This is a genomic window from Enterobacter cloacae complex sp. 372C4 (genome assembly GCF_050030615.1).
Classification (GTDB): Bacteria; Pseudomonadota; Gammaproteobacteria; order Enterobacterales; family Enterobacteriaceae; genus Enterobacter; species Enterobacter intestinihominis.
The window spans coordinates 1,471,602-1,495,813 of the sequence record NZ_JBLGUQ010000001.1 but is presented as its reverse complement, the minus strand read 5'-3'; the positions used below and the strand labels follow the sequence as shown (position 1 = coordinate 1,495,813).

Sequence of the window (24,212 nt, the reverse complement as noted above, 5' to 3'; positions counted from 1 at the left end):
AAAACGCAATGACTGCGTTTGAGCGGGCAGATTTTAGTCGCGAAAGTGATCTAATTAAATCTTTTCAGAAAATATTGAGCACAATTGCAGGCTTTAACGTGATGGAGATCACATTAAATCGCGGGGTGAACAATCGTTTGCGCGGTAATAATTGTTTCAATTTCGTAAAATTAGGTAAAAGACTGGTCTGGGGTCATACTGCTCTTTAGAATCAAGCCATTCGCTTTTTATACTGCGCTTTGTTAAGGAATTCTCATGCTCAAATCAACACTGGCGGCTGTCGCAGCTGTGTTTGCTCTTTCTGCCGTTTCCCCTGCTGCGCTGGCAGCCAAAGGAGACCCTCACGTCCTGCTGACTACCTCTGCGGGGAATATTGAGCTGGAGCTGGATAGCCAGAAAGCCCCTGTTTCTGTGAAAAACTTCCTCGACTACGTGAACAGTGGTTTTTATAACAACACCACGTTCCACCGCGTGATCCCAGGCTTTATGATTCAGGGCGGCGGTTTCAACGAGCAGATGCAGCAGAAAAAGCCTAACCCGCCAATCAAAAATGAAGCGGATAACGGCCTGCTGAACAAGCGCGGCACCATTTCTATGGCGCGTACGGCGGATAAAGACAGCGCCACCAGCCAGTTCTTCCTCAACGTGGCGGATAACGCCTTCCTGGACCACGGCCAGCGCGACTTTGGCTACGCGGTGTTCGGTAAAGTGGTGAAAGGCATGGACGTGGCGGACAAGATCTCTCAGGTTCAGACTCACGATGTCGGTCCATACCAGAATGTGCCGTCTAAGCCAGTGGTGATTCTCTCCGCGAAAGTGCTGCCGTAATCGTTCCCTCACACGGGCACATCCTGCCCGTGTCTTTCCGCCCTCCCTGCGAAAGCGCGTTTTGCTGCTTATACTTGTGGCAAACGGACTATTCAGGGAGGCGTAGTGAAAAAACTCACCGACAAGCAAAAATCCCGACTCTGGGAGCAACAGCGTAGCGTCAATCTTCAGGCCAGTTGCCTCCTTGAAAAAGGCAAGGGTCCCGCTGAACCCGATATCGAGACGCTGGCACTGGGGCCTTCTGCACCGGGTTTACCCCATCTGTGCCTTATTCACCGCCATTTATTCCGCAACGAAATGAAAGGCGCTGGCGAGCTGCGCACCGCCGATATCTCCAAGGGCGACATTCCATTTTGCCATTTCGAGTACATCGAGAAGGTGGGTAATGAGCTGATGGCTTCGCTGGAAAGCGATAAATATCTGGTGGGCCTTCAGAAAGAAGAGTTTACAGACAGAATCAGTCATTACTACTGTGAAATCAACATGCTACATCCGTTTATGAGCGGTAATGGCGTGGCTCAGCGGATCTTCTTTGAACAGCTGGCGATCCATGCGGGCTACGTGCTGAACTGGCAGGGGATCGACCCGGACGACTGGGCATCCGCCAACCAGAGCGGGGCGATGGGTGATCTGACCGCCCTGAATGCTATCTTTGCCAAAGTTGTGAGCGAAGCGCGGGGATCTGAGTAAAATAGGGCGGCCATTTTTTCAGGAGCCGCCATGATTCTGCTGATTGATAACTACGATTCCTTTACCTGGAACCTTTACCAGTATTTTTGTGAGCTGGGGGCAGAGGTGGTTGTCCGCCGTAACGATGAGATCGCGCTGGCTGACATTGACGCGCTGGCGCCCCAGAAAATCGTGATTTCGCCCGGGCCGTGTACGCCGTCGGAGTCCGGCATCTCGCTGGAGGTAATCCGCCACTATGCGGGCAAGCTGCCGATTCTGGGCGTCTGCCTGGGTCACCAGGCCATTGCGCAGGTCTTTGGCGCCAGCATTGTCCGTGCCGCGAAAGTCATGCACGGCAAAACCTCACCGATCACGCACACCGGTACCGGCGTATTCCTGGGGCTAAACAATCCGTTAACCGTGACGCGCTACCATTCTCTGGTGATTGATCCGCCGACCCTGCCCGCAGACTTTGAAGTGACCGCCTGGAGCGAGACGCAGGAAATCATGGGCATTCGCCACCGCGAGTACGATCTGGAAGGGGTGCAGTTCCACCCGGAAAGCATTCTCAGCGAACAGGGGCACGCACTGCTGGCCAATTTCCTTAATCGCTGAATATCTGTTGCCTTGTTGTGATTTTTTATGCATATTTTGTGCTTATATTTTCACAATCACTGTGACATAAAAATGGATGGTCATGACATGGCAACTGAACAACCAGCAATTACCCGCGCGACATTCGATGAAGTGATCCTGCCGATTTATGCACCGGCTGAGTTTATCCCGGTGAAAGGGAGAGGCAGCCGCGTCTGGGATCAGCAGGGCAATGAGTATGTTGATTTCGCAGGCGGTATTGCGGTGACGGCGCTGGGCCATTGCCATCCTGCGCTGGTGGACGCGCTGAAAACGCAGGGCGAAACGCTGTGGCACACCAGCAACGTGTTCACTAACGAACCGGCGCTGCGTCTGGGGCGTAAGATCATCGATGCCACCTTCGCCGAACGCGTGCTGTTTATGAACTCTGGCACCGAAGCCAACGAAACCGCCTTTAAGCTTGCGCGCTACTACGCAACCACGCGTCATAGTCCGTACAAAACCAAAATCATCGCCTTCCATAACGCCTTCCACGGTCGCTCGTTCTTTACCGTTTCCGTTGGCGGCCAGCCGAAGTATTCCGACGGCTTTGGTCCGAAACCTGCGGATATCATCCATGTGCCGTTTAACGATCTGCACGCCGTTAAAGCGGTGATAGACGATCACACCTGTGCCGTGGTGGTCGAACCCATTCAGGGGGAAGGCGGCGTCACGGCGGCCACCCCGGAATTTCTGCAAGGTCTGCGTGAGCTGTGCGACGAGCACCAGGCGCTGCTGGTGTTTGATGAAGTGCAGTGTGGTATGGGGCGTACCGGAGACCTGTTCGCTTATATGCACTACGGCGTAACGCCGGATATTCTGACCAGCGCGAAAGCGCTCGGCGGCGGTTTCCCGGTCAGCGCGGTGCTAACCACCCAGGATATTGCTTCCGCATTTCATGTGGGCTCACACGGCTCCACTTACGGCGGTAATCCGCTGGCGTGCGCCGTGGCGGGAGCGGCGTTCGACATCATTAATACGCCGGACGTCCTGAATGGCGTGAATGCGAAACGCGCCCTTTTTGTGAAACATCTTCAGCAGATTGACGAACAGTTTGATGTCTTCAGTGAAATCCGCGGGATGGGACTGCTGATCGGCGCCGAGCTGAAGCCTCAGTACAAAGGCCGCGCGCGCGATTTCCTGCACGCCGCCGCGCACGAAGGCGTCATGGTGCTCAACGCCGGGCCGGACGTGATGCGCTTCGCGCCGTCGCTGGTGGTGGAAGACAAAGACATCGAAGACGGGTTAACCCGTTTTGCCGCGGCGGTCGCGAAGATCGTCAGAGGCTAATACGCGGTTCGTTTTAACCGGCGCGTTAACCAAATCCCGTGATGCGGACGCTGACGCCATGCCACCGACGAAATGGTGTGCATGGTGTTGAGATGCCCGAGAACGCGCTGTAAATGCTGCTCCAGGGTGCTCATCGGCCCGTGGGTCAGCGTCTCCGGCGCTTCCAGAATGTTCGAATCCCCTGACTCGCCCGGCGCGTCGTACTCCAGACGCTGCTGACAGCGCTGGAGGGCAATTTCACACGACTGCAAATAGCGCTGCGCCAGATCCGGCGTCAGCATGGTGTGCTCGCGCGCCAGCGTGGTCATGGCATTGATGTGTTCGACGATAAACTGGCTGTGCGTGACCCACAGCTTCATGTCTGCCAGATAGTGCGAGTTGAAGCCCGGCTCCTGCATGGCCTGGTTAAGGGAGTTGAACAGGGCATTATGCGCCTGGTTGACCTTCATGCGCTCGTAGGCCAGCGGAGACGGCTGCGGGTCGTCGCTCAGGATCAGGCGAATGGCCTGCTGATCCGCCTCCAGCGCGTCGTGGGCGTTTTGCCTCAGTAATCCACTTTGCCACTGCGGCCACAGCCAGACCATGCCGCCAAAGGCGATCAGGCAGCCAATCAGGGTATCGACCAGGCGGGCAATAATTAACTGATCGGCGTTGAGCGTAAGCAACTGCAGGGTGTACACCGCCGTTACCGTAAAGCCCACCGTCGCCCAGCCGTAGTTTTTACGGATGATCAGATAACTCACCATCGTAATCGCCAGCATGCCGACCAGCGTATACCCTTCCGGCACGTGGAAGTGCAACGTTACGCCCGCGATAATCAGCCCCGCCATCGTGCCGCCCGCCCGATGCAGAATGCGCACCCGCGTGGCGCCATAGCCGTTCTGGGTGACAAACAGCACGGTCATTAAGATCCAGTAGGGTTTCGGCAGGTGCAGGGCCATTCCCATCAGGCTGGCGATGCTGAGCATGACGCTAATTCTTGCGGCGTTGCGCAGGGCGGAAGACTTCAGCGACAGGTAGCTTTTGAGCGCAGGCAGCAACGGCAGTCGTTTTTGCTTATCGGCCATCAGGTCCCGGGTATAAAGCGGGCGCTGGGTGCGCAACACCCGGGCGATGCGGCTGAAATGCCAGGCGGCAAACTGCCCGACCGGGTTATCCGCGTGCTGACGCGCAATCTTTTCCAGCGCGCCGAGCTGTTTGTCCATGTTAAAGCGCGTCGGATAGCGGTGATAGAGGATATCCTCAGCCAGCACCCGCAGGCGCGCCGCGACGGTCTGCGCGTTCCAGCGGATCACCGCTTCCGCATGGCTGCGCTCCACCAGCTTTTGCACCTCTTCCGGATTATGAAGGCTGACGGAAATATGCTCCTGCAAATCCAGCCCGACCTGAAAGGTACGCAGCAGCCGCTTATATTCATGATTTTTGTTGGCGGCAAGCATGTGCAACTGCTGATAGCACTGGCTGATCAGATCCACCACTTTTTGCTGGCGTGCCAGCAGCGGCGGCAGGGATTTTTCCGGGTCGGTATGTTGCGTGAGCAGGGTGTATTTTGCTTCGCAGTATTCAGCAAGCTGCACGTAGAGCAGGCTCAGGGATTCGCGAAGCGGCTGTTCCCGCCACAACCAGAACCAGAACCAGTTAAACAGCCCGTACCACAGCGTGCCGAGGGCGTAGATCAGCAATGGCTCCCACACCGGCATATTGCCCGCAAGGCTTAAGGTGAAGATGGCGGCAATCAGCGACGCAGGAAGCAGGCGGGCGTGCAGCGAGCTGATTTCAGCGGTTACGCCAAGCGTCATCGCCAGCACGGTCAGGATCAGCGGCAGAGGAATGTCGCGGGCCAGTAAGAGTTGCACGGCAAGGCTACAGCCGGCAAACAGGCAGCCGCCAATAATCAGGCGTTTGAAAAAGCGTTTATGCGGGGTGTCCAGACCGGCAATGTTGCAGCAGGCGGGCACGAGGGAAAACAGCAGGCCTTGCTGAAGATGTCCGAGGATCAGGCCCACGGCCACGGGAAGACACAACACCAGCGTTTGTCGCAGTGCGTAGTTAACTTCCGGGTGATAGATCAGCCTGCGCCACATAAGGAGTAGAGACAAAAACGGCGTGCCACCCTGCGGCGGCACGCCGTCTGACCGGAATTAACGGGTCCCGTAAACCACGATGGTTTTACCGTGGGCGGAGATCAGGTTTTGATCTTCCAGCATCTTCAGGATACGGCCCACTGTTTCACGGGAGCAGCCGACGATCTGACCGATTTCCTGGCGGGTAATTTTAATTTGCATACCGTCAGGGTGGGTCATGGCGTCTGGCTGTTTCGCCAGGTTCAACAGAGTCTGCGCGATACGACCGGTCACGTCCAGGAAGGCGAGGTTACCCACCTTCTCAGAGGTCACTTGCAGACGGCGTGCCATCTGGGAAGAAAGACGCATCAGGATGTCAGGGTTGACCTGAATCAGCTGACGGAATTTCTTGTAAGAAATTTCAGCCACTTCACATGCTGTTTTTGCACGAACCCAGGCGCTACGTTCCTGGCCTTCTTCAAACAGGCCCAGTTCACCGATAAAATCGCCCTGGTTCAGATAAGAAAGGATCATCTCTTTCCCTTCTTCATCTTTGATCAGCACGGCCACCGAGCCTTTAACGATGTAATACAACGTTTCCGCTTTTTCACCCTGGTGAATCAGCGTGCTCTTTGATGGGTACTTATGAATGTGGCAATGAGACAAGAACCATTCGAGAGTCGGGTCTGTTTGCGGTTTGCCAAGCACCATGCGCTGTTATCCTCTGTTATAAGCTGTCACCAGAGTCATAAGATGCATCCGGACTCTGGGGTTGCAATCGAATTCTTACCCATACCTGGGAAGTCGGCTGTCGTAACGTTTCGCAGCCAGTAAAGTTTGATGTCCTCTGCATACATGTGTAACGTCAATGTATTACTGTAGCATCCAGAGTGTTTTAGCATAGCTTTCGCCGCGTGTCTCCTGGTGTCTCGCTTCAGCATGACGCAGGTCGCCTTCCGTTGCGAGAAATGTAACGTACACGTAATCTGTCATAAAAAATGCAACGTTGGAGTGAGTGAATATGCAAGCGCGTGTGAAATGGGTTGAAGGGTTAACGTTCCTGGGCGAGTCTGCTTCCGGGCACCAGGTTTTGATGGATGGCAACTCCGGCGATAAAGCCCCAAGCCCGATGGAAATGGTGCTGATGGCGGCAGGTGGATGCAGTGCGATCGACGTGGTGTCGATCCTGCAAAAAGGCCGTCATGACGTGACCGATTGTGAAGTGAAGCTGACGTCAGAACGTCGCGAAGAGGCGCCACGTCTGTTCACGCATATTAATCTGCACTTTATCGTCACCGGCAAAGAACTGAAGGATGCGGCGGTCTCGCGTGCGGTTGACCTGTCTGCGGAGAAATACTGCTCTGTGGCGTTAATGCTGGAGAAAGCGGTAAACATCACCCATTCGTATGAAGTGATCGAGGCTTAATTTTTGGCGGGTGGCGCTTTGCTTACCCGCCCTACAAAAGCACGCCCGTAGGCCCGGTAAGCGCAGCGCCACCGGGCAAAACAACTCACGCGATTTGCTTTCCTTCCATCAGCCGCTGCACCAGTGGCGTCATGATCAGCTCCATCGCCAGCCCCATTTTTCCGCCCGGTACCACTAACGTATTCATGTGCGAAATAAACGAACCTTGTAGCATCGCCAGCAGCCAGGGGTAATCAATGCCTTCCAGGTTGCGGAAGTGGATCACCACAAAGCTCTCGTCCAGGGAAGGGATGCTTTTTGCGGCGAACGGGTTGGAGGTGTCCACGGTGGGGACGCGCTGGAAGTTAATGTGGGTTCGGGAGAACTGCGGCGTGAGGAAGTTGATGTAATCTTCCATGGAGCGCACCACCGAATCCATTACCGCCTCTCGCGAATGGCCGCGCTCGCTCATGTCACGCGTCAGCTTCTGGATCCACTCAAGGTTAACAATCGGCACCACTCCCACCAGCAAATCCACATGGCGCGCCACGTCGTGCTGAGGCGTCACCACGCCGCCGTGCAATCCTTCGTAAAACAGCACGTCAGTCGGTTCCGGCAGCGGCTGCCAGGGCGTGAACGTGCCGGGGACCTGGTTCCAGGGCACGGCTTCATCGTAGGTATGGAGATACTTGCGGGACTGCCCGGTGCCGCTCTGCCCGTATTCACGGAAGGTTTGCTCCAGCAGGCCGAAGTCATTGGCCTCCGGGCCAAAATAGCTGATGTGTTTACCCAGATCGCGCGCCTTGCGGATGGCCATATCCATCTCCGGGCGCGTGTAGCGGTGAAAGCTGTCGCCCTCTACCTCTGCCGCCCGTAAGTTAAGCTGGGCGAAAATCTTGCGGAAGGCGAGGCTGGTGGTAGTGGTTCCCGCCCCACTCGAACCCGTAACGGCAATAACCGGATGTCTGGCAGACATAGCAACTCCCTGACTGGAAAAATGTAAGATCAGCCATGAAACGCGTTGCGGGGCATGATATTCACCGTCTCATGCAGTTCGGACCATACCAGCACCACGTCGCCGCTTTTAAGCTGGCGCTTCACATCGCTGACCTTTTGTTCAAGCGAACGTTCATGTTCACCATAATCGGTGCCTTCGCGCAAGACAAAGCTTTCAATCAGATTATCGAGCGTGTCGGGAGAGAGATCCTGCCAGGGAATAATCATTTTTTACCGTCCAGATAGGCCGTTAACCAGTCGGGTATACGCGTCTCAAGCCACATTTTTGGCCGACGCAGCGTGCCGCCAACAAAGCCGACGTGCCCGCCGAACTCGGTGAGCTGATACTCCACGTTATCCGGCAGATAGTCAGGGGCGGGGATCGAGTGATGATCCATAAACGGATCGTCTTTGGCGTGGATAATCAGCGTGGGTTTCGTGATTTGATTCAGTAAAGGCATAGCGCTGCACTGACGGTAATAGTCAATCGCATCGGCAAAGCCGTGAATTTTAGAGGTGATCAAATCATCAAACTCGCGCAGGCGCTTCACGCGTTTGAGCTGTTGCAGCGTCACAGGCAGCGTATCCGGATAGGCCTTAAGTTTACGTGCGGCGTTGGCTTTCAGCAGGTTGAGCAGATAACGCTGATAGACCCGCGAAAACCCCTTTTCCATATGATAACTGCACTGCTCCAGCATAAAGGGCGCAGAGACAATCACCGCCGCATCCAGCGGTACGGCGTCGCTCTCCTTCGCCAGCAGGCAGGCCAGCATATTCCCGCCCAGCGAATACCCCACCGCTGCCGTTGGTGCTTCGCCGAAATTGTCTCTTAGCCAGCGCAGGAACCAGGAGCCGTCCTCGGTTTCACCCGAGTGATAAATGCGTTTCTGACGGTTAGGCTCGCCGCTGCATCCGCGAAAATGCATCACCACCCCAAGCCAGCCGCGGGCTTTCGCCGCCTCAATGAGACCGTGTGCGTAAGGGCTGTGCAGGCTGCCTTCCAGGCCGTGAAACACCACCAGACGGGGTTTATGTCTGGCCCGATCCGGATCTTCGCTCCAGGCGAGATCCAAAAAGTCACCGTCCGGCAGGTCAATGCGCTGCCAGTAGGGGTTGAACTGCACCTTGCGGCGGATCAGGCGCGGCAGCATGGTTTGCAGGTGAGGGTTAGCCACACCGCGCATGGGCACGAACTCTGCGCTCTCTTCGGCTGCAATGTCGAAGTCTGAGGGAATGATTTGGGTCATAAGGGCGATGCTGATTCTTGTCAGAAATTAACTATACCTTCCGAATTGTACCCCGTTTAGCCCGTTTTTCCGAAACATGAACTGATCCCGATCACATTTCTTTACCTTGATTATTACTCTCAGGCTAATGATTACGTCCTACGCTTAATTGATGCCTTTCTCACCAGAGCGCACACTTTACTCAACGTTAAGCAAATCAGAATGATGTGCTGAATCAGGAGGTTAATAATGTTATCTGGGCAAACACCCACCCGGCAATGGAACACCCGACGCAGCGAGAAAGCGCGTCGTCTGGCGTCCGTACCGGTGCAGGGCAAGGTACTGCCAACCGGCGATCTTGTCGCCATGCTGGAAAAACTGATCGCACCAGGCGACAAAGTCGTTCTGGAAGGCAACAACCAGAAGCAGGCGGATTTCCTTTCCCGTTCACTGGCCGAAGTGAACCCGCTAATCGTGCACGATCTGCATATGATCATGCCGAGCGTGGGCCGCAGCGAACATCTGGACATCTTTGAGAAAGGAATCGCCCGCAAGCTCGACTTCTCCTTCTCCGGTACGCAAAGCCTGCGCATTTCGCAGCTGCTGGAGGATGGTCAGCTCGAAATCGGGGCGATTCACACCTACATCGAACTCTACTCACGTTTATACGTCGACCTTTCGCCAAACGTGGCGCTGATTGCCGGTTTTAAAGCGGACCGTAAAGGTAACCTCTACACCGGGGCGAGTACCGAAGATACCCCGGCGCTGGTGGAAGCCGCCGCGTTCCACGACGGCATCGTCATCGCACAAGTGAACGAGCTGGTGGACGACGAGTGCGACCTGCCGCGCGTCGATATTCCGGGCTCGTGGATCGATTACGTGGTGGTGGCGGACAAGCCGTTCTTTATTGAGCCGCTCTTCACCCGCGACCCGCGCCTGATTAAACAGGAACACATCCTGATGGCGATGATGGCGATTAAAGGCATCTACGCTGAACACCAGGTGCAGTCCCTGAACCACGGGATTGGCTTTAATACCGCAGCGATCGAACTGCTGCTGCCAACCTACGGCGAACAGCTCGGACTCAAAGGCAAAATTTGTAAACACTGGACGCTGAACCCGCATCCAACGCTGATCCCGGCCATCGAAAGCGGCTGGGTGGAGAGCGTCCACTGCTTCGGCGGCGAGCTGGGGATGGAAGAGTACATCCGCGCCCGTCCGGACGTGTTCTTTACCGGTGCTGACGGCTCCATGCGCTCTAACCGCGCCTTCTGTCAGCTGGCTGGTCAGTACGCGGTCGATATGTTTATCGGTTCCACTCTACAGGTTGATGGTTACGCTAACTCCTCAACCGTGACCCGCGGCCGTCTCTCCGGCTTCGGCGGCGCACCAAACATGGGCCACGATCCGCACGGTCGTCGCCACGCCACACCGGCCTGGCTGAACATGATCACCGAGCCTGACCCGATGCAGCGCGGTAAAAAGCTGGTTGTGCAGATGGTGGAAACCTTCCAGGCGGGCGTGAAGCCAACCTTCGTGGAGAAACTCGACGCCGTAGACGTGGCGAAAGCCTCCGGCATGCCGCTGGCGCCGGTTATGATTTACGGCGATGACGTCACCCACGTGCTGACGGAAGAGGGGATTGCTTACCTCTACCGGGCGAAAGATCTGGAAGAGCGTCGCGCCATGGTCGCCGCCGTGGCGGGTATCACCGATATCGGTCTGGGCGTTGATGCCAAACGCGTGGCGGAACTGCGCCAGAGCGGCAAGGTTGTGTATCCGGAAGATATGGGTATTCGTCGTACCGATGCCACCCGCTCTCTGCTGGCTGCGGGCAGCGTGGCTGACCTCGTTGAGTGGTCCGGCGGCCTGTATAACCCACCTGCGAAATTCCGGAGCTGGTAATGAAACTTCTGCCCCAGATCCAGGTTGAAGGCGGTGCCGAATGGCTGGCGCGAACCGCCACGCAGTGTCTGATTGACGAAGCACGTTTAAGCCCGAAGCCCGGTCTGGTGGACAGCCGGGGGAACGGCGCGCATCACGATTTATCGCTTGCGCTGATGGAGCGCTCCGCTCACAGCCTGACCCCCACGTTTCAGGCGCTGGCGCAACAGAGCTGGCAGCGTCCGGCGGATATTGCCCTCAGGCAAACCGTTGGCCGCCTGGGTCGTGAAGGCGAACGGCAGATGATGGCCGCTACCGACGGCGTGAACACACACCGTGGCGCGATCTGGGCGCTGGGATTGCTGGTGAGCGCGGTGGCGATGCTGGGCGGCGATGCCCGGGCGCAAACCGTCGCGAACACCGCCGCTCAGCTGGCGAAACTGCCGGATGACGCGGCGCCGAAAGTATTCAGCAAGGGGTTACGCGTCACGCACCGCTACCGTGTACCGGGCGCGCGTGAAGAGGCTCAGCAGGCGTTTCCGCACATCATGCAGCGCGCGCTGCCGCAGCTTCACCTCAGCCGTCTCAACGGCAGCAGCGAAACGCAGGCCAGACTCGACGCGCTGATGGCGATCATGACCTCGCTCACCGACACCTGCGTGCTGTCGCGCGCCGGCATGGAGGGGCTGGACGCCATGCAGAACGGCGCCCGTGCGGTGCTGAACGCCGGAGGATGCGCAACCCTCGCCGGGCAGCAGGCGCTGGCGCGGTTAGACCGTCAGATGCTGACGCTTAACGCCTCGCCGGGCGGAGCCGCAGACCTGCTTGCCGCCACGCTGTTTCTTGACCGCATCGAAACGCCCTATTCAAAGCATTAAGAGGATGTTATGGAAAAAATCATATTGACCGTGCCCGCCAGCCGCGAAGTAAGCGGCAGGGCGCTGGCAGGGGTAGTCGGTTCCGGGGATATGGAGGTGCTTTTCACCGCCGAACCGGGCCAGACCTTAACCATTGATATCACCACCTCCGTCGACAACAGCCGTGGGCGCTGGGAGGCGTTGTTCAATCGCCTGCAAACCGTCAGCAGCCTGCCCGCAGGTAAGCTGACCATCCACGACTTCGGCGCGACGCCGGGCGTGGCACGCATTCGTATCGAACAGGTTTTTGAAGGGGTGAACCATGCGTGATGACAGCAGCTTTATCGAATTAAAAGCGCGCCAGCGTGCGCAGGCGCTGCTCGACGACGGCAGCTACCGCGAACTGCTGGATCCGTTTGAAGGCATTATCTCTCCGTGGCTTGGGCCACAGGGGATTGTTCCTCAGGCCGATGACGGCATGGTAGTCGCGAAAGGGACCATCAACGGCCAGCCTGCAGTGGTGGTGGCGATTGAAGGCACCTTCCAGGGCGGCAGCATGGGCGAAGTGTCCGGTGCCAAAATGGCGGCGGCGCTGGAGCTGGCGGCGGAAGATAACCGCAACGGCATTCCGACTCAGGCGGTACTGTGCCTCGAAACCGGCGGCGTACGTTTGCAGGAAGCCAACCTTGGCCTGGCGGCGATTGCCGATATCCACGCCGCGATCGTTGACCTGCGTCGCTATACCCCGGTTGTCGGGATTGTCGCCGGGACCGTGGGCTGCTTCGGCGGGATGTCTATCGCCGCGGCGCTGTGCAGCTACCTGATTGTGACCCGCGAAGCGCGTCTTGGCCTCAACGGCCCGCAGGTTATTGAGCAGGAAGCGGGCATTGAAGAGTATGACTCCCGCGACCGTCCGTTTATCTGGAGCATGACCGGCGGCGAAGTGCGCTATGAAAGTGGGCTGGTGGACGCGCTGGTGGGCGACGGCGTGAACGCGGTGAAAGCCGCGATGAACGAGGCCATCGCCAAAGGCGTACCGGCGAAACATCGCACCGATAACTACGACGATTACCTGAACCGTCTGACGAATTTCGACACCCGCAAACAGGCCGATGCCGAACAGATTAAAGCGCTTTTTGCCCGGGAGGTGAAATGATGACTAACTCAATTAGCCGTGGCGAACTCTGGCTGGAAACTCTGGCCCCGAACGCGAAACGTCTGGAGGGGTTATGCCCGTCCGTGCAGGCGGCAGACGGCGAGCTGAACGATGAAACGGTGCGCTTTGTCGCCGTGGTGCCGGACGCCAACAACCACTTCCCGCGCGCGGCGCAGGGTGAAGTCGGCCTGCTGGAAGGATGGACGCTGGCAAAAGTGGTCAGCGAAACCGTCGCCGCTGACGCCGATAAAGCCGTGAAGCGCCCGATTGTGGCGGTGATCGATGTCCCAAGCCAGGCCTATGGCCGTCGCGAAGAGGCGTTTGGTATCCACCAGGCGCTGGCCGGCGCCGCTGCCGCCTATGCCAATGCGCGGCTGGCGGGGCATCCGGTGATTGGTCTTATCGTCGGTAAGGCCATGTCCGGCGCGTTTCTGGCGCACGGCTACCAGGCCAACCGCCTGATTGCCTTCAACGATAAAGGCGTGCTGATCCATGCCATGGGCAAAGAGTCTGCTGCGCGCATTACGCTGCGTACCGTGGAGGCGCTGGAAAAACTGGCGGCAACCATTCCGCCAATGGCGTACGACATCAGCAACTACGCCACGCTGGGGCTGCTCTCCGACCTGCTGGATATCAGCAACCCGGATGCCCCTTCCGAAAGCGATCTGACGCGGGTGAAAACTACCCTGCAACAGGCCATCAGCGACGCTCGTCAGGACACCACGTTGAAAAACCGTCTGGGTGCTGACAACCGCCGCAGCTCGGCGCTCGTACGTGAACGTATGCGAGCCAGCTGGTAAGTAAAAAGAGACCTGCCAGATGCATTACCCCGTGGGCGCGCCCGTTGCGTCCACGCGGGAACCTGCATCCTGAAAATAATAAACATCGCGCCAGTGCTTAAACTTTTTTACTACAGGTGATTTATGACTTACGTAATTGTTCATGCTCTTGCACCGATTTTCGTCATCATGCTGCTGGGATTCTGGGCCGGTAAAGCAAAGATGGTCGATAACAAAAATGTTTCCCTGCTGAATATCTTCGTTATGGATTTTGCACTCCCTGCCGCGCTGTTCAGCGCCACCGTGCAAACCCCGTGGACCGGCATTGTGGCGCAGTCGCCGCTGATCCTGGTTCTCACCCTGGCGATGTGGATCACCTATGCGGCCATCTACTTCCTCGCCACCAAAGTCTTTAAAAAATCTCCGCAGGATGCGGCCGTACTGACGCTGACCGTCGCTCTGCCAAACTATGCGGCGCTCGGCCTGCCGATTCTGGGCAGCGTGCTGGGTGAAAGTTCTTCTACTTCACTCTCCGTGGCGGTCTCCATCGCCTGTGGTTCGGTGCTGATGACCCCGTTCTGCCTGCTTATTCTGGAGCGTGAGAAAGCCCGCGCCGAAGGCAATAACTCCGGTTCAACGCTTTCCATGCTGCCGGTGCTGATGTGGCGCTCCATTAAAAAACCGATCGTGATGGGCCCGCTGCTGGGTGTGATCCTGTCCGCTATCGGCATCAAAATGCCGGAGCTGGTACTGGCGGCGATTAAACCGCTGGGACTGTCCGCGACCGCTGCGGCGCTGTTCCTGACCGGGGTGATCCTCTCCGCGCGTAAGCTTCAGATCAACACCATGGTGATCACTTCCACTATCGCCAAGCTGCTGATCCAGCCAGCGATTGCCTGGGGTATCGTTTTAATCTTCGGTCTGCACGGCTCCGTGGCGATCACCGCCATCCTGATGATTGCGCTGTCTGCGGGCTTCTTTGGCGTGGTGTTCGGTAACCGCTTTGGCGTGCAGTCGCCGGATGCTGAAGCCGTGCTGCTGTTGAGCTCCATACTGTGTATTCTGTCGCTGCCGCTGTTTATCTCGCTGACTTCAGGAATGTAATTATGACCACAACATTACGCCCACACGACCTCATCTGGCTTACCGCGCGCGACGCCCTGGAAGGGATTACCGAATCCTGGGTAGATGCGGCCTGGCATACCGGGCTACCGGTAGTGGTGCGGCGTGATGTTGATAATGAAGGCCGTATTCCCGTTGGCGTGCGCGGATTGCGCCGCGACCAGCGGGCGGCCGGATGGGTGAAGCCTGAGAACGTGTTGCGCGTGGTGTCGCCCGAAGAGTTGAGCGTTGCCGCCGACCTGCTGCGTTCGCCGTTTGTCACTCAGCCGCCGGTTCAGGTGGCGCTTCAGCTTGCGCAGCAGTCGTGGCCGTGGACGTGGGGGATAACCGGCAGTACGGGTTACGCGCTGGCGACCGGCATTCCGGTGATCCACGCCGATAGCGATCTCGATCTGCTGATCCGCGCCCCGCGTACCGTTTCCCCTGAGGCGTTTACTGACTGGCAGGCTCAGCTCAGCCGTGCGTTGTGCCGGGCGGATACGCAGGTGGACACGCCCGAGGGCGGATTCGCGCTGGCAGAATGGTTACGCGACGGCAAAACGCTGCTAAAAACGCAATGTGGACCGCGCCTGGTAGCGGATCCATGGCACAGGGAGGAGTAATGAAAATACTGTTTACCTTTCCGGGGCAGGGCACACAGCACGAAGGTATGCTGCAAAACCTGCCGGGAACGGAGCTGGAGCAGGCCCGTGCTGTGCTGGGGGCGGAAGTCGATACCCTGGACAGCGCATCCTCGTTAACCCACACCCGTGCGGTTCAGCTTTCACTGCTGATTGCCGGCGTGGCCTGGGCGCGCGAGCTGGAACGTCGCGGCGTGTCGCCGGATATTGTCAGCGGTCTGTCCATTGGCGCTTATCCTGCGGCGGTTATCGCAGGCTCGCTGGACTTTACGGATGCGCTGAAGCTGGTGGCGCTGCGCGGTGATTTGATGGAGCAGGCGTATCCGCACGGCTACGGCCTGACGGCGATTATGGGGTTGACCCTGCCGCAGGTGGAAAACCTGATTCAGGGGACTGGAACCTATATCGCTAACCTGAACGCCGAAACGCAGATCGTGATTGCCGGAACCGATGAAGGTATGGCGCAGGTGGCGGAGCGCGCGCTGGCGAAGGGCGCAAGCAAGGCCAAACGGCTGGCGGTGAGCGTGCCATCGCACTGCGCGCTGCTGGCGGAACCGGCGAAGAAGCTGGCAGCGGCGTTTGAATCGGTCACGCTTTCCCGTCCCCGCTGCGCGTACCTGAGCGGCAGTACCGGACGCGTGCTCTGGCAGGCGGAGAAAATTGCCGACGATCTGGCAATGAACATGGCGCGAACCGTGCGCTGGCAGGAGGCGGTGATTTCCGCTAACGAGCGTGAAGCGCGGCTGGCGATTGAGATGCCGCCGGGAGGCATATTAACCTGCCTGACGCGGCAGGCGGCGTGGGAAGGCGAATCCATTTCGCTGGAGCGCAGCGGGGTGGACGTGGCGGTGCATCTGGCGGGTCGACTTCAGCGGTGACTTTTTGCCCGGTGGCGGCTGCGCCTTACCGGGCCTACGGGTTCGGTTGTATTATTTTGTAGGCCGGGTAAGACGCAACGCGTCGCCACCCGGCAAGGCCTCAGGCTCCGTCCTGCAAACTTCTGGCATACATCCGCCCTTCCGCGGCCAATGCCCGCAGGCTCGGATCCTGCTCGCGGTTGCGGGCAAAGACGATCGCAATCAGCTGCTGCATCTGGTACGGCTGTGCCAGCTTCAGTAGCTGCACCGAATTTTCGTACACTTTCTTCATCCTGCCCGGCATCAGCGTAAACCCGACCCCCGCCTGCACCAGGCTCAGCATCGAGAAAATATCGTTTACCCGCGTCACAATCTCCGGCTCGAAACCGGCAATATGAAACGCTTCCTGAAAGCCGGCGTAAGTGGCGAACCCTTCCGCGAGGGCGACAAACTTCTGATCTTTATAGTCACGCAGATCGGCGGGACCGCTGGTATTCAGCGTGGCAGAGGCCGGTGCGGCAAGGAAAATATCGTCATGGAACAGGGGCAGCACTTCGAGGCTGTTACGGTCGATATCGCTCTCGGAGATAGAGATTAAAATCGCATCCAGCGACCCCTCATCCAGCATATGGAGCAGGGTTTCGTTCGAGCCCATCGTCAGATCCATCTCCAGATCCGGACGGCGCAGCTTCATGCCCATTATCAGGCGCGGCACGGTTTCCAGCGTCAGCGAGTAAAGCGTACCGACGCGCAACCGTCCCTGGCCGATACCGGCAATCTTGCGCGACTCTTCCAGCCCGCGCTCCATCACCTGCATCACCTCCTGACAATACTCCAGCAGCGTCCACGCGGAGGGGAGGGCAATCAGGTTACGCCCTTTGTGAGCAAAGAGCGGGCAGCGGACGTTCTCTTCGAGGGTATGCAGCGCGCGGTGCACGCTGACACCGCTCAGGCCGAGCGTTTCGGCGGTACGTGCGATATTGCCCTTGTCCATGAACGTCATGAAGATGCTGAGCTTACGGAATGTAATCTCGCTCGTGGTATCGAAGCCCATAACCCTCCCGGCGTGTTAGTCGGCTTGCAGCATCGCTTCCAGCTGTTCCTGCGCGTCCAGCCATGCCATTTCGCACTCTTCGAGACTGGATTTGGTTTTCGCCTGCGTTTGCAGACAGTCCGTCAGCTCCGCTTTGCGGCTCTGATCGTACAGTTCGCTGTCGCCCAGCTTCTCTTCGACGGCGGCAAGCGTGGCGTTAAGCTTTTCCATCTCTTTTTCGAGACGGGTAATCTCTTTACGCAGCGGCTGAGTCTGGGTGCGCAGTTCCGCTTCACGGCGCTTCTGGTCTTTACGCGCCTGGGCGCTGTTGGCGTTGTCTTTCGCTGACTCTTCCGGCTGGTTTTCCTGCTTCTGCACGTCCGTCAGCCACTGCTGGTAATCTTCCAGATCGCCGTCGAACGGCTCCACTTTGCCGCCGTGAACCAGATAGAGATCGTCGGTGGTGGAGCGGATCAGGTGGCGATCGTGCGAAACGACAACCAGCGCCCCTTCGAACTCGATCAGCGCTTCGGTCAGCGCCTGACGCATGTCGAGATCGAGGTGGTTGGTCGGTTCATCGAGCAGCAGCAGGTTTGGATGCTGCCAGACGATCAGCGCCAGCACCAGACGCGCTTTTTCGCCGCCGGAGAAACGCGCTGTATTTTCAGTCACCTTATCGCCCTGGAAGCCAAAGCCGCCGAGGTAGTCGCGCAGCTTCTGCTCCATCTCCTGCGGCGCCAGGCGCGCCAGGTGCTGGATCGGCGATTCATCGGCGCGTAAAAATTCCAGCTGATGCTGGGCGAAGTAGCCAAGCTTGATGCCCTTCGCCAGCCCGATTTCGCCGCTGACCGGGTTAAGCTCGCCCGCCAGCAGCTTGATCAGCGTCGATTTACCGGCGCCGTTACGCCCCAGCAGACCGATGCGTGAACCCGGCACCAGGTTGAGCTTGATAGAGTCGAGAATAATGCGATCGCCATAGCCCGCGCTCACTTTTTCCATTTTCAGCAGCGGGTTCGGCAGGCTCTCCGGCTCGCGGAAGCTGAAGTGGAACGGGTTATCCACGTGCGCCGGGGCGATCATCTCCATGCGTTCCAGCATCTTGATGCGGCTCTGCGCCTGCTTGGCTTTTGACGCCTTGGCCTTGAAGCGATCCACAAAGCTTTGCAGGTGCGCCACGCGCTGCTGCTGGCTTTCATACATCGCCTGCTGCTGGGCAAGGCGCGTCGCGCGCTGGCGCTCGAAAGAGCTGTAGTTGCCGGTGTATTCGAACATGCTTTGCTGTTCGATATGAATGATTTTATCCACTACCGGATCGAGGAAGTCGCGGTCGTGGGAGATCAGAATCAGAGTGCCCTGATAGCTCTTGAGCCACTTCTCCAGCCAAATAACCGCATCAAGATCGAGGTGGTTGGTTGGTTCATCGAGCAGCAAAAGGTCGGAGCGGCAGATCAGCGCTTGGGCCAGGTTAAGGCGCATGCGCCAGCCGCCCGAGAAATCGCTCACCGGGCGTTCAAGCTGTTCGTTGCTGAAACCCAGACCGTGCAGCAGGCTGGAGGCACGGGAGCGAATGGTCCAGGCGTCGATGGCGTCCAGCTTGCCGTGGACGGTGGCGATGGCGTGGCCGTCGTTGCGCTCGTTGGCGGCGTTGAGCTCCGCTTCGAGCTTGCGGTATTCACGGTCGCCGTCGATAACATAGTCGAGCGCCGGTTCGCTCAGCGCGGGGGTCTCCTGGTTTACCCAGGCGAGCTGCCAGTTGCCCGGGAAGGTAAAGTTCCCGCCATCCGCGCTTATCTCGTTTTTCAGCAGTGCCAGCAGGGTGGATTTACCGCAGCCGTTTTTGCCGACCAGCCCCACTTTCTGGCCCGGGTTGATGGTAGCAGTCGCATTATCCAGCAGGACGCGCACGCCGCGACGAATTTGTAACGAGGAGAAAACAATCATAGAAGCGCCGTATGTTCCGACTATGTTAATTTGTCATTATGATAATGTAAGGTGTGGGCCAATTTCCCCACCGGGCCGCCATGGTAGCCCAAAACGACAACAATACACAAAAACAGAACCGGGAGGGGAGTGATGTCTCAGACAGCGAAAGTGCTGCTGCTGTATGCCCATCCGGAATCACAGGACTCGGTGGCAAACCGGGTGCTGCTTAAGCCGGCCACACAGCTCAGTAACGTAACGGTGCACGATCTCTACGCGCACTATCCCGATTTCTTTATTGATATTCCTTACGAGCAGGAACTGCTGCGTCAGCACGACGTGATTGTGTTCCAGCATCCGCTTTATACCTATAGCTGTCCGGCGCTGCTGAAAGAGTGGCTGGACCGCGTGCTGAGCCGGGGTTTTTCCAGCGGGGTGGGGGGCAACCAGCTGGCGGGAAAGTACTGGCGGAGTGTCATCACCACCGGTGAGCCGGAAAGCGCTTACCGTCACGATGGGCTGAACCGTTACCCCATGAGCGACATTCTGCGGCCGTTTGAGCTGACGGCGGCGATGTGCCGTATGCACTGGATGAGCCCGATTATTATCTACTGGGCACGGCGGCAGGATCCGAAAGCGCTGGCGAGCCATGCCAGGGCCTATGGCGAATGGCTGGCGTCACCGATTCCGGCGGGAGGACGCTAATGGACGGTTCGAATTTACTCCTCGCCGGGGTGCTGTTTTTGTTTGCCGCCGTCGTCGCGGTCCCCCTTGCCGCGCGTCTCGGCATTGGCGCGGTGCTGGGCTATTTGCTGGCGGGGATAGCCATTGGTCCCTGGGGGCTTGGGTTTATCAGCGATGTGGATGAAATTCTCCACTTCTCCGAGCTGGGCGTGGTGTTCCTGATGTTTATCATCGGGCTTGAGCTTAATCCATCCAAGCTGTGGCAACTGCGGCAATCTATTTTTGGCGTCGGGGCGGCGCAGGTATTGCTCAGCGCCGCCATTCTGGCGGGCCTGCTGATGCTGACGCAGTTTTCCTGGCAGGCGGCGGTGATTGGCGGGATCGGTCTTGCGATGTCGTCGACGGCGATGGCGCTTCAGCTGATGCGCGACAAAGGGATGAACCGCAACGAGGCGGGGCAACTGGGCTTTTCGGTGCTGCTGTTCCAGGATTTAGCGGTGATCCCGGCGCTGGCGCTGGTGCCGCTGCTGGCAGGCTCCGGAGACGATCATTTCGACTGGATGAAGATCTCCATGAAGGTGCTGGCCTTCGCGGGGATGCTGATCGGCGGACGGTTTTTACTGCGTCCAGTGTTCCGGTTTATTGCCGCATCCGGCGTACGCGAGGTCTTCACCGCCGCAACGCTGCTGCTGGTGCTTGGTTCAGCGCTGTTTATGGATGCGCTGGGGCTGTCGATGGCGCTCGGGACGTTTATCGCCGGGGTGCTGCTTGCGGAAAGCGAGTACCGCCACGAGCTGGAAACCGCCATCGATCCGTTTAAGGGACTGCTGTTAGGGCTGTTCTTTATCTCGGTGGGTATGGCGCTTAATCTTGGCGTGCTCTATACCCATCTGCTGTGGGTTATTGCGAGTGTCGCCGTGCTGGTGGCGGTCAAAACGCTGGTGCTGTATCTCCTCGCGAGGATTTACGGGCTGCGCAGCTCGGAAAGAATGCAGTTTTCCAGCGTGTTAAGCCAGGGCGGAGAGTTTGCGTTCGTGCTGTTTTCCACTGCGTCGTCTCAGAAGCTGTTCAAAGATGACCAGATGGCGCTGCTGCTGGTGACGGTTACGCTGTCGATGATGACCACCCCGCTGCTGATGAAGCTGGTGGACAAACTGCTGTCGCGCCGCCTGAATCCCGCAGACGATGAAGACGAAGCGCCGTGGGTGGAAGATGATAAACCGCAGGTGATCGTCGTGGGCTTTGGCCGCTTCGGACAGGTGATTGGTCGCCTGTTGATGGCAAATAAAATGCGCATTACGGTGCTGGAGCGCGATATCAGCGCCGTCAACCTGATGCGCAAATATGGTTATAAGGTGTACTACGGGGATGCGACGCAGCTTGAGCTGCTGCGCTCGGCGGGGGCAGAGGCTGCGGAGTCCATCGTCATCACCTGTAACGATCCGGAAGACACAATGAAGCTGGTGGAGCTGTGCCAGCAGCATTTCCCGCATCTGCATATTCTGGCGCGTGCGCGCGGACGTGTTGAGGCTCACGAACTTTTGCAGGCGGGTGTGAAACACTTCTCCCGCGAAACCTTCTCCAGCGCGCTGGAGCTGGGGCGCAAGGCGCTGGTTTCGCTGGGTATGCATCCTCACCAGGCGCAACGCGCCCAGATGCATTTCCGCCGGCTGGATATGCGAATGCTGCGTGAACTGATGCCTGTGCACAGCGACACGGCGCAGATCTCCCGCGTGCGGGAAGCGCGTCGCGAACTGGAGGAGATCTTCCAGCGTGAGATGCAACAGGAACGACGCCAGCTCGACGGCTGGGATGAATTTGAATAAAGGGTAACGAAAGATGGCTTTACGTAAACGCTTTATCGCGGGCGCAAAATGCCCGTCCTGCCAGGCGCAAGATACGCTGGCCATGTGGCGGGAGAATAATATCGATATTGTTGAATGTGTTAAGTGCGGTCACCAGATGCGTGAGGCCGACAAAGAAGCCCGCGATCACGTTCGCAAAGAAGAGCAAGTGATCGGCATTTTTCATCCAGACTAGCGATATGCTCTGAGTTTTTTTAAGCTTAAGGGTACACGGGTGCAGAATTCCGCTACAATCTGCGCCAGCAATTTTCCCACGCTCAGGAGATATCATGAAAGTAGCAAAAGACCTGGTGGTCAGCCTGGCCTATCAGGTACGTACAGAAGACGGTGTGTTGGTTGATGAGTCTCCGGTGAGTGCGCCGCTGGACTACCTGCATGGTCACGGTTCCCTGATTTCCGGCCTGGAAACGGCGCTGGAAGGTCATGAAGTTGGCGACAAATTCGACGTTGCTGTCGGCGCGAACGACGCTTACGGTCAGTATGATGACAACCTGGTTCAGCGCGTTCCTAAAGACGTGTTCATGGGCGTTGACGAGTTGCAGGTTGGCATGCGCTTCCTGGCTGAAACTGACCAGGGTCCGGTTCCGGTTGAAATCACAGAAGTTGAAGACGACCACGTTGTGGTTGACGGCAACCACATGCTGGCTGGTCAGAACCTGAAGTTCAACGTAGAAGTTGTTGCTATCCGTGAAGCGACCGAAGAAGAGCTGGCTCATGGCCACGTTCATGGTGCGCACGGTCACGACCATGACCACGATCACGGCCACGACGGCTGCTGCGGTGGTCACGGCCACGATCATGGTCATGACCACGGCCACGGTAAAGGTGGTTGCGGTAACGGCGGCTGCGGCTGCCACTGATTCCGTACTGCGGAAAATAAAAAAGCGGGATAATCCCGCTTTTTTTACGCCTCAATAATGAGGTGGTGGCGTCTCTTCAGCCTGAGAGGCGATGTGCGACGACTGCGTTGCCTTCACTTTTTCAGTGAGAAGTCGCATCAAATCGCGCATTTTTGCCATTTCAAGCTCATGAGCCGTCACGGTCTGGTTCAGTTCTTCGATGGTGATGTCCTGAAAAGCCAGGCGGCTTTCCAGCTCAGCCAGTCTCGCTTCGATCGTTGTATCCTTCATCATTCACCTCGTTTATCTCTCATGCGCCATAATGGACCAGCGGCGGCGAAGTTTATCTGACTTTTTCCTTAAGTACAGTATCCATCTCCCTGACAAGAAACTTATTTAAACAAAAATAGTCTGAAAAGAAGCGACATTCGGGGGAGTCTGTCTGTAGATTTCTTCCACAACGTTTTATAGTACGTCACTCATTTACGTTTAACACTGGGGTGAGAGACCTCAGGTCCTGGAGATATGGATGAAATCACTGTTTAAAGTTACGCTGCTGGCGACCACTATGGCTGTAGCGCTCAATGCGCCGCTGTCTTTCGCTGCTGATACTGCTGCGAAGCCTGCTGCGACTACAGACAGCAAAGCGGCATTCAAGAATGACGACCAGAAATCCGCCTACGCACTCGGCGCGTCTCTGGGCCGTTACATGGAAAACTCTCTGAAAGAACAAGAGAAACTGGGCATCAAACTGGACAAAAATCAGCTGATCGCAGGGGTTCAGGATGCGTTCGCAGACAAGAGCAAACTGTCTGACCAGGAAATCGAGCAGACTCTGCAAGCGTTTGAAGCGCGCGTGAAAGGCGCCGCTCAGACCAAGATGGAAGCAGACGCTAAAGATAACGAAGCGAAAGGCAAAGCCTACCGCGATAAGTTCGCTAAAGAGAAAGGCGTTAAAACGTCTTCTACTGGCCTGATCTATAAAGTTGAGAAAGAAGGTACCGGCGACGCGCCTAAAGACAGCGACACCGTTGTAGTTAACTACAAAGGTACGCTGATCGACGGTAAAGAGTTCGATAACTCTTATACTCGCGGTGAGCCTCTCTCCTTCCGTCTGGACGGTGTGATCCCGGGCTGGACCGAAGGCCTGAAGAACATCAAGAAAGGCGGTAAAATCAAGCTGGTCATCCCACCGGATCTGGCTTACGGCAAAACCGGCGTTCCGGGTATCCCGGCTAACTCTACGCTGGTATTTGATGTAGAACTGCTGGACATCAAACCGGCGCCAAAAGCGGATGCGAAAACAGACGCACCGGCTGACGACAAAGCCGCAGCAGCTAAGAAGTAATGCTGAAAAAAACCGCCGCCTTTACAGGCGGCGGTTTTTTTATTGTGGGGCAGATATAATTAACACTGGAAAGCGTTATACACGCTGTATTAATTTAGTTGTCCGTGTAGATAATGAGCCTGCCCTGAAAACCTAACG

26 protein-coding genes are annotated in these 24,212 nt (G+C 57.4%); 18 read left to right on the top strand and 8 right to left on the bottom strand.

Going from position 1 to position 24,212, the window contains the following annotated elements:
• The first annotated feature begins 255 nt into the window (after positions 1-255).
• The 4 genes from ppiA to argD all read left to right on the top strand — a co-directional run bounded on the left by ppiA (position 256) and on the right by argD (position 3,420).
• Entirely contained in the window at positions 256-828 is a 573-nt protein-coding gene (ppiA, locus tag ACQG11_RS07280) for a peptidylprolyl isomerase A (RefSeq protein WP_022649614.1), read from the top strand.
• A 105-nt stretch (positions 829-933) separates the two neighbouring features.
• On the top strand, positions 934-1,518 hold the full coding sequence (locus ACQG11_RS07275) for a putative adenosine monophosphate-protein transferase Fic (RefSeq protein ID WP_023298771.1): 585 nt from the start codon (positions 934-936) through the stop codon (positions 1,516-1,518).
• A gap of 30 nt (positions 1,519-1,548) precedes the next feature.
• Positions 1,549-2,112 (top strand): aminodeoxychorismate synthase component 2, encoded by a 564-nt coding sequence (gene pabA, locus ACQG11_RS07270; RefSeq protein ID WP_063149297.1) that lies wholly within the window; start codon positions 1,549-1,551, stop codon positions 2,110-2,112.
• Between the two features lie 87 nt (positions 2,113-2,199).
• Positions 2,200-3,420: a bifunctional acetylornithine/succinyldiaminopimelate transaminase gene (argD, locus tag ACQG11_RS07265; protein ID WP_022649611.1), complete on the top strand. Its 1,221-nt coding sequence runs from the start codon at positions 2,200-2,202 to the stop codon at positions 3,418-3,420.
• Here argD and ACQG11_RS07260 read toward each other — a convergent pair.
• Both ACQG11_RS07260 and crp read right to left on the bottom strand, forming a co-directional pair.
• The gene (locus ACQG11_RS07260) at positions 3,417-5,504 is read right to left on the bottom strand and encodes a YccS/YhfK family putative transporter (protein ID WP_023298768.1); all 2,088 of its coding nucleotides are present in this window, start codon (positions 5,502-5,504) and stop codon (positions 3,417-3,419) included. The genes argD and ACQG11_RS07260 overlap by 4 nt on opposite strands.
• Before the next feature lie 57 nt (positions 5,505-5,561).
• A complete protein-coding gene (crp, locus tag ACQG11_RS07255) occupies positions 5,562-6,194 on the bottom strand; it encodes a cAMP-activated global transcriptional regulator CRP (RefSeq protein ID WP_000242758.1) in 633 nt (210 codons plus the stop codon).
• Positions 6,195-6,504: 310 nt separating this feature from the next.
• On the opposite strand from crp, the gene ACQG11_RS07250 reads away from it, so the two are divergent.
• The gene (locus ACQG11_RS07250) at positions 6,505-6,909 is read left to right on the top strand and encodes an OsmC family protein (protein WP_022649609.1); all 405 of its coding nucleotides are present in this window, start codon (positions 6,505-6,507) and stop codon (positions 6,907-6,909) included.
• Between the two features lie 85 nt (positions 6,910-6,994).
• Here ACQG11_RS07250 and ACQG11_RS07245 read toward each other — a convergent pair whose 3' ends face one another.
• From ACQG11_RS07245 to ACQG11_RS07235, 3 genes are read right to left on the bottom strand one after another with little or no spacing between them, the layout of a single operon-like run.
• Complete coding sequence (locus ACQG11_RS07245) at positions 6,995-7,864, bottom strand: phosphoribulokinase (RefSeq protein WP_003861663.1); 870 nt, start codon at positions 7,862-7,864, stop codon at positions 6,995-6,997.
• A gap of 29 nt (positions 7,865-7,893) precedes the next feature.
• Positions 7,894-8,112 (bottom strand): YheU family protein, encoded by a 219-nt coding sequence (locus ACQG11_RS07240; protein WP_022649608.1) that lies wholly within the window; start codon positions 8,110-8,112, stop codon positions 7,894-7,896.
• Positions 8,109-9,131: a hydrolase gene (locus tag ACQG11_RS07235; RefSeq protein WP_426728273.1), complete on the bottom strand. Its 1,023-nt coding sequence runs from the start codon at positions 9,129-9,131 to the stop codon at positions 8,109-8,111. The genes ACQG11_RS07240 and ACQG11_RS07235 overlap by 4 nt, the downstream gene beginning before the upstream one ends.
• 228 nt (positions 9,132-9,359) lie before the next feature.
• On the opposite strand from ACQG11_RS07235, the gene mdcA reads away from it, so the two are divergent.
• The 8 genes from mdcA to mdcH all read left to right on the top strand — a co-directional run bounded on the left by mdcA (position 9,360) and on the right by mdcH (position 16,406).
• The gene (gene mdcA / locus ACQG11_RS07230) at positions 9,360-11,015 is read left to right on the top strand and encodes a malonate decarboxylase subunit alpha (RefSeq protein ID WP_426728272.1); all 1,656 of its coding nucleotides are present in this window, start codon (positions 9,360-9,362) and stop codon (positions 11,013-11,015) included.
• Entirely contained in the window at positions 11,015-11,872 is an 858-nt protein-coding gene (locus ACQG11_RS07225) for a triphosphoribosyl-dephospho-CoA synthase (protein WP_426728271.1), read from the top strand. The genes mdcA and ACQG11_RS07225 overlap by 1 nt, the downstream gene beginning before the upstream one ends.
• 9 nt (positions 11,873-11,881) lie before the next feature.
• The gene (mdcC, locus tag ACQG11_RS07220) at positions 11,882-12,181 is read left to right on the top strand and encodes a malonate decarboxylase acyl carrier protein (RefSeq protein ID WP_045308975.1); all 300 of its coding nucleotides are present in this window, start codon (positions 11,882-11,884) and stop codon (positions 12,179-12,181) included.
• Positions 12,174-13,007: a biotin-independent malonate decarboxylase subunit beta gene (locus ACQG11_RS07215; RefSeq protein ID WP_003861672.1), complete on the top strand. Its 834-nt coding sequence runs from the start codon at positions 12,174-12,176 to the stop codon at positions 13,005-13,007. Before mdcC ends, ACQG11_RS07215 begins: the two co-directional genes overlap by 8 nt.
• A complete protein-coding gene (gene mdcE, locus ACQG11_RS07210; RefSeq protein ID WP_032677151.1) occupies positions 13,007-13,807 on the top strand; it encodes a biotin-independent malonate decarboxylase subunit gamma in 801 nt (266 codons plus the stop codon). Before ACQG11_RS07215 ends, mdcE begins: the two co-directional genes overlap by 1 nt.
• 123 nt (positions 13,808-13,930) lie before the next feature.
• Positions 13,931-14,890, top strand: a complete 960-nt coding sequence (locus ACQG11_RS07205) for an AEC family transporter (RefSeq protein ID WP_023307100.1) — start codon at positions 13,931-13,933, stop codon at positions 14,888-14,890.
• Between the two features lie 2 nt (positions 14,891-14,892).
• Positions 14,893-15,510: a malonate decarboxylase holo-ACP synthase gene (locus ACQG11_RS07200; RefSeq protein ID WP_165716082.1), complete on the top strand. Its 618-nt coding sequence runs from the start codon at positions 14,893-14,895 to the stop codon at positions 15,508-15,510.
• Positions 15,510-16,406, top strand: a complete 897-nt coding sequence (gene mdcH, locus ACQG11_RS07195; protein ID WP_063138223.1) for a malonate decarboxylase subunit epsilon — start codon at positions 15,510-15,512, stop codon at positions 16,404-16,406. The genes ACQG11_RS07200 and mdcH overlap by 1 nt, the downstream gene beginning before the upstream one ends.
• 100 nt (positions 16,407-16,506) lie before the next feature.
• Here mdcH and ACQG11_RS07190 read toward each other — a convergent pair whose 3' ends face one another.
• Positions 16,507-17,439 (bottom strand): LysR substrate-binding domain-containing protein, encoded by a 933-nt coding sequence (locus ACQG11_RS07190; RefSeq protein WP_022649599.1) that lies wholly within the window; start codon positions 17,437-17,439, stop codon positions 16,507-16,509.
• A 15-nt stretch (positions 17,440-17,454) separates the two neighbouring features.
• On the bottom strand, positions 17,455-19,359 hold the full coding sequence (locus ACQG11_RS07185; RefSeq protein ID WP_426728270.1) for an ABC transporter ATP-binding protein: 1,905 nt from the start codon (positions 19,357-19,359) through the stop codon (positions 17,455-17,457).
• A gap of 132 nt (positions 19,360-19,491) precedes the next feature.
• On the opposite strand from ACQG11_RS07185, the gene kefG reads away from it, so the two are divergent.
• The 4 genes from kefG to slyD all read left to right on the top strand — a co-directional run bounded on the left by kefG (position 19,492) and on the right by slyD (position 22,747).
• Positions 19,492-20,043, top strand: a complete 552-nt coding sequence (gene kefG / locus ACQG11_RS07180) for a glutathione-regulated potassium-efflux system ancillary protein KefG (protein WP_003861686.1) — start codon at positions 19,492-19,494, stop codon at positions 20,041-20,043.
• Complete coding sequence (kefB, locus tag ACQG11_RS07175) at positions 20,043-21,848, top strand: glutathione-regulated potassium-efflux system protein KefB (RefSeq protein WP_003861688.1); 1,806 nt, start codon at positions 20,043-20,045, stop codon at positions 21,846-21,848. Before kefG ends, kefB begins: the two co-directional genes overlap by 1 nt.
• A gap of 13 nt (positions 21,849-21,861) precedes the next feature.
• Positions 21,862-22,062 carry a YheV family putative zinc ribbon protein gene (locus tag ACQG11_RS07170; protein WP_022649597.1) on the top strand — a complete coding sequence of 67 codons (201 nt, stop codon included), beginning with the start codon at positions 21,862-21,864 and terminating at the stop codon, positions 22,060-22,062.
• A 94-nt stretch (positions 22,063-22,156) separates the two neighbouring features.
• Entirely contained in the window at positions 22,157-22,747 is a 591-nt protein-coding gene (gene slyD / locus ACQG11_RS07165) for a peptidylprolyl isomerase (protein ID WP_003861691.1), read from the top strand.
• A 51-nt stretch (positions 22,748-22,798) separates the two neighbouring features.
• Here the strand turns inward: slyD and ACQG11_RS07160 are convergent, their stop codons facing one another.
• The gene (locus ACQG11_RS07160; protein WP_023298761.1) at positions 22,799-23,017 is read right to left on the bottom strand and encodes a protein SlyX; all 219 of its coding nucleotides are present in this window, start codon (positions 23,015-23,017) and stop codon (positions 22,799-22,801) included.
• 238 nt (positions 23,018-23,255) lie between these two features.
• Between ACQG11_RS07160 and fkpA the strand changes: the two genes are divergently transcribed.
• Positions 23,256-24,074 (top strand): FKBP-type peptidyl-prolyl cis-trans isomerase, encoded by an 819-nt coding sequence (gene fkpA, locus ACQG11_RS07155; protein ID WP_003861695.1) that lies wholly within the window; start codon positions 23,256-23,258, stop codon positions 24,072-24,074.
• Positions 24,075-24,212 lie beyond the last annotated feature (138 nt).

What these genes read in the sequence shown, in the direction of transcription:
- ACQG11_RS07205 (WP_023307100.1), top strand. Translation starts at nt 13,931, where the DNA reads ATGACTTACGTAATTGTTCATGCTCTTGCACCGATTTTCGTCATCATG.
- ACQG11_RS07250 (WP_022649609.1), top strand. Translation starts at nt 6,505, where the DNA reads ATGCAAGCGCGTGTGAAATGGGTTGAAGGGTTAACGTTCCTGGGCGAG.
- ppiA (WP_022649614.1), top strand. Translation starts at nt 256, where the DNA reads ATGCTCAAATCAACACTGGCGGCTGTCGCAGCTGTGTTTGCTCTTTCT.
- mdcC (WP_045308975.1), top strand. Translation starts at nt 11,882, where the DNA reads ATGGAAAAAATCATATTGACCGTGCCCGCCAGCCGCGAAGTAAGCGGC.
- argD (WP_022649611.1), top strand. Translation starts at nt 2,200, where the DNA reads ATGGCAACTGAACAACCAGCAATTACCCGCGCGACATTCGATGAAGTG.
- ACQG11_RS07170 (WP_022649597.1), top strand. Translation starts at nt 21,862, where the DNA reads ATGGCTTTACGTAAACGCTTTATCGCGGGCGCAAAATGCCCGTCCTGC.
- kefG (WP_003861686.1), top strand. Translation starts at nt 19,492, where the DNA reads ATGTCTCAGACAGCGAAAGTGCTGCTGCTGTATGCCCATCCGGAATCA.
- ACQG11_RS07200 (WP_165716082.1), top strand. Translation starts at nt 14,893, where the DNA reads ATGACCACAACATTACGCCCACACGACCTCATCTGGCTTACCGCGCGC.
- ACQG11_RS07160 (WP_023298761.1), bottom strand. Translation starts at nt 23,017, where the DNA reads ATGAAGGATACAACGATCGAAGCGAGACTGGCTGAGCTGGAAAGCCGC.
- mdcE (WP_032677151.1), top strand. Translation starts at nt 13,007, where the DNA reads ATGACTAACTCAATTAGCCGTGGCGAACTCTGGCTGGAAACTCTGGCC.
- ACQG11_RS07215 (WP_003861672.1), top strand. Translation starts at nt 12,174, where the DNA reads ATGCGTGATGACAGCAGCTTTATCGAATTAAAAGCGCGCCAGCGTGCG.
- ACQG11_RS07240 (WP_022649608.1), bottom strand. Translation starts at nt 8,112, where the DNA reads ATGATTATTCCCTGGCAGGATCTCTCTCCCGACACGCTCGATAATCTG.
- slyD (WP_003861691.1), top strand. Translation starts at nt 22,157, where the DNA reads ATGAAAGTAGCAAAAGACCTGGTGGTCAGCCTGGCCTATCAGGTACGT.
- mdcA (WP_426728272.1), top strand. Translation starts at nt 9,360, where the DNA reads ATGTTATCTGGGCAAACACCCACCCGGCAATGGAACACCCGACGCAGC.
- ACQG11_RS07225 (WP_426728271.1), top strand. Translation starts at nt 11,015, where the DNA reads ATGAAACTTCTGCCCCAGATCCAGGTTGAAGGCGGTGCCGAATGGCTG.
- ACQG11_RS07185 (WP_426728270.1), bottom strand. Translation starts at nt 19,359, where the DNA reads ATGATTGTTTTCTCCTCGTTACAAATTCGTCGCGGCGTGCGCGTCCTG.
- ACQG11_RS07245 (WP_003861663.1), bottom strand. Translation starts at nt 7,864, where the DNA reads ATGTCTGCCAGACATCCGGTTATTGCCGTTACGGGTTCGAGTGGGGCG.
- crp (WP_000242758.1), bottom strand. Translation starts at nt 6,194, where the DNA reads ATGGTGCTTGGCAAACCGCAAACAGACCCGACTCTCGAATGGTTCTTG.
- ACQG11_RS07235 (WP_426728273.1), bottom strand. Translation starts at nt 9,131, where the DNA reads ATGACCCAAATCATTCCCTCAGACTTCGACATTGCAGCCGAAGAGAGC.
- kefB (WP_003861688.1), top strand. Translation starts at nt 20,043, where the DNA reads ATGGACGGTTCGAATTTACTCCTCGCCGGGGTGCTGTTTTTGTTTGCC.
- pabA (WP_063149297.1), top strand. Translation starts at nt 1,549, where the DNA reads ATGATTCTGCTGATTGATAACTACGATTCCTTTACCTGGAACCTTTAC.
- fkpA (WP_003861695.1), top strand. Translation starts at nt 23,256, where the DNA reads ATGAAATCACTGTTTAAAGTTACGCTGCTGGCGACCACTATGGCTGTA.
- ACQG11_RS07190 (WP_022649599.1), bottom strand. Translation starts at nt 17,439, where the DNA reads ATGGGCTTCGATACCACGAGCGAGATTACATTCCGTAAGCTCAGCATC.
- ACQG11_RS07260 (WP_023298768.1), bottom strand. Translation starts at nt 5,504, where the DNA reads ATGTGGCGCAGGCTGATCTATCACCCGGAAGTTAACTACGCACTGCGA.
- mdcH (WP_063138223.1), top strand. Translation starts at nt 15,510, where the DNA reads ATGAAAATACTGTTTACCTTTCCGGGGCAGGGCACACAGCACGAAGGT.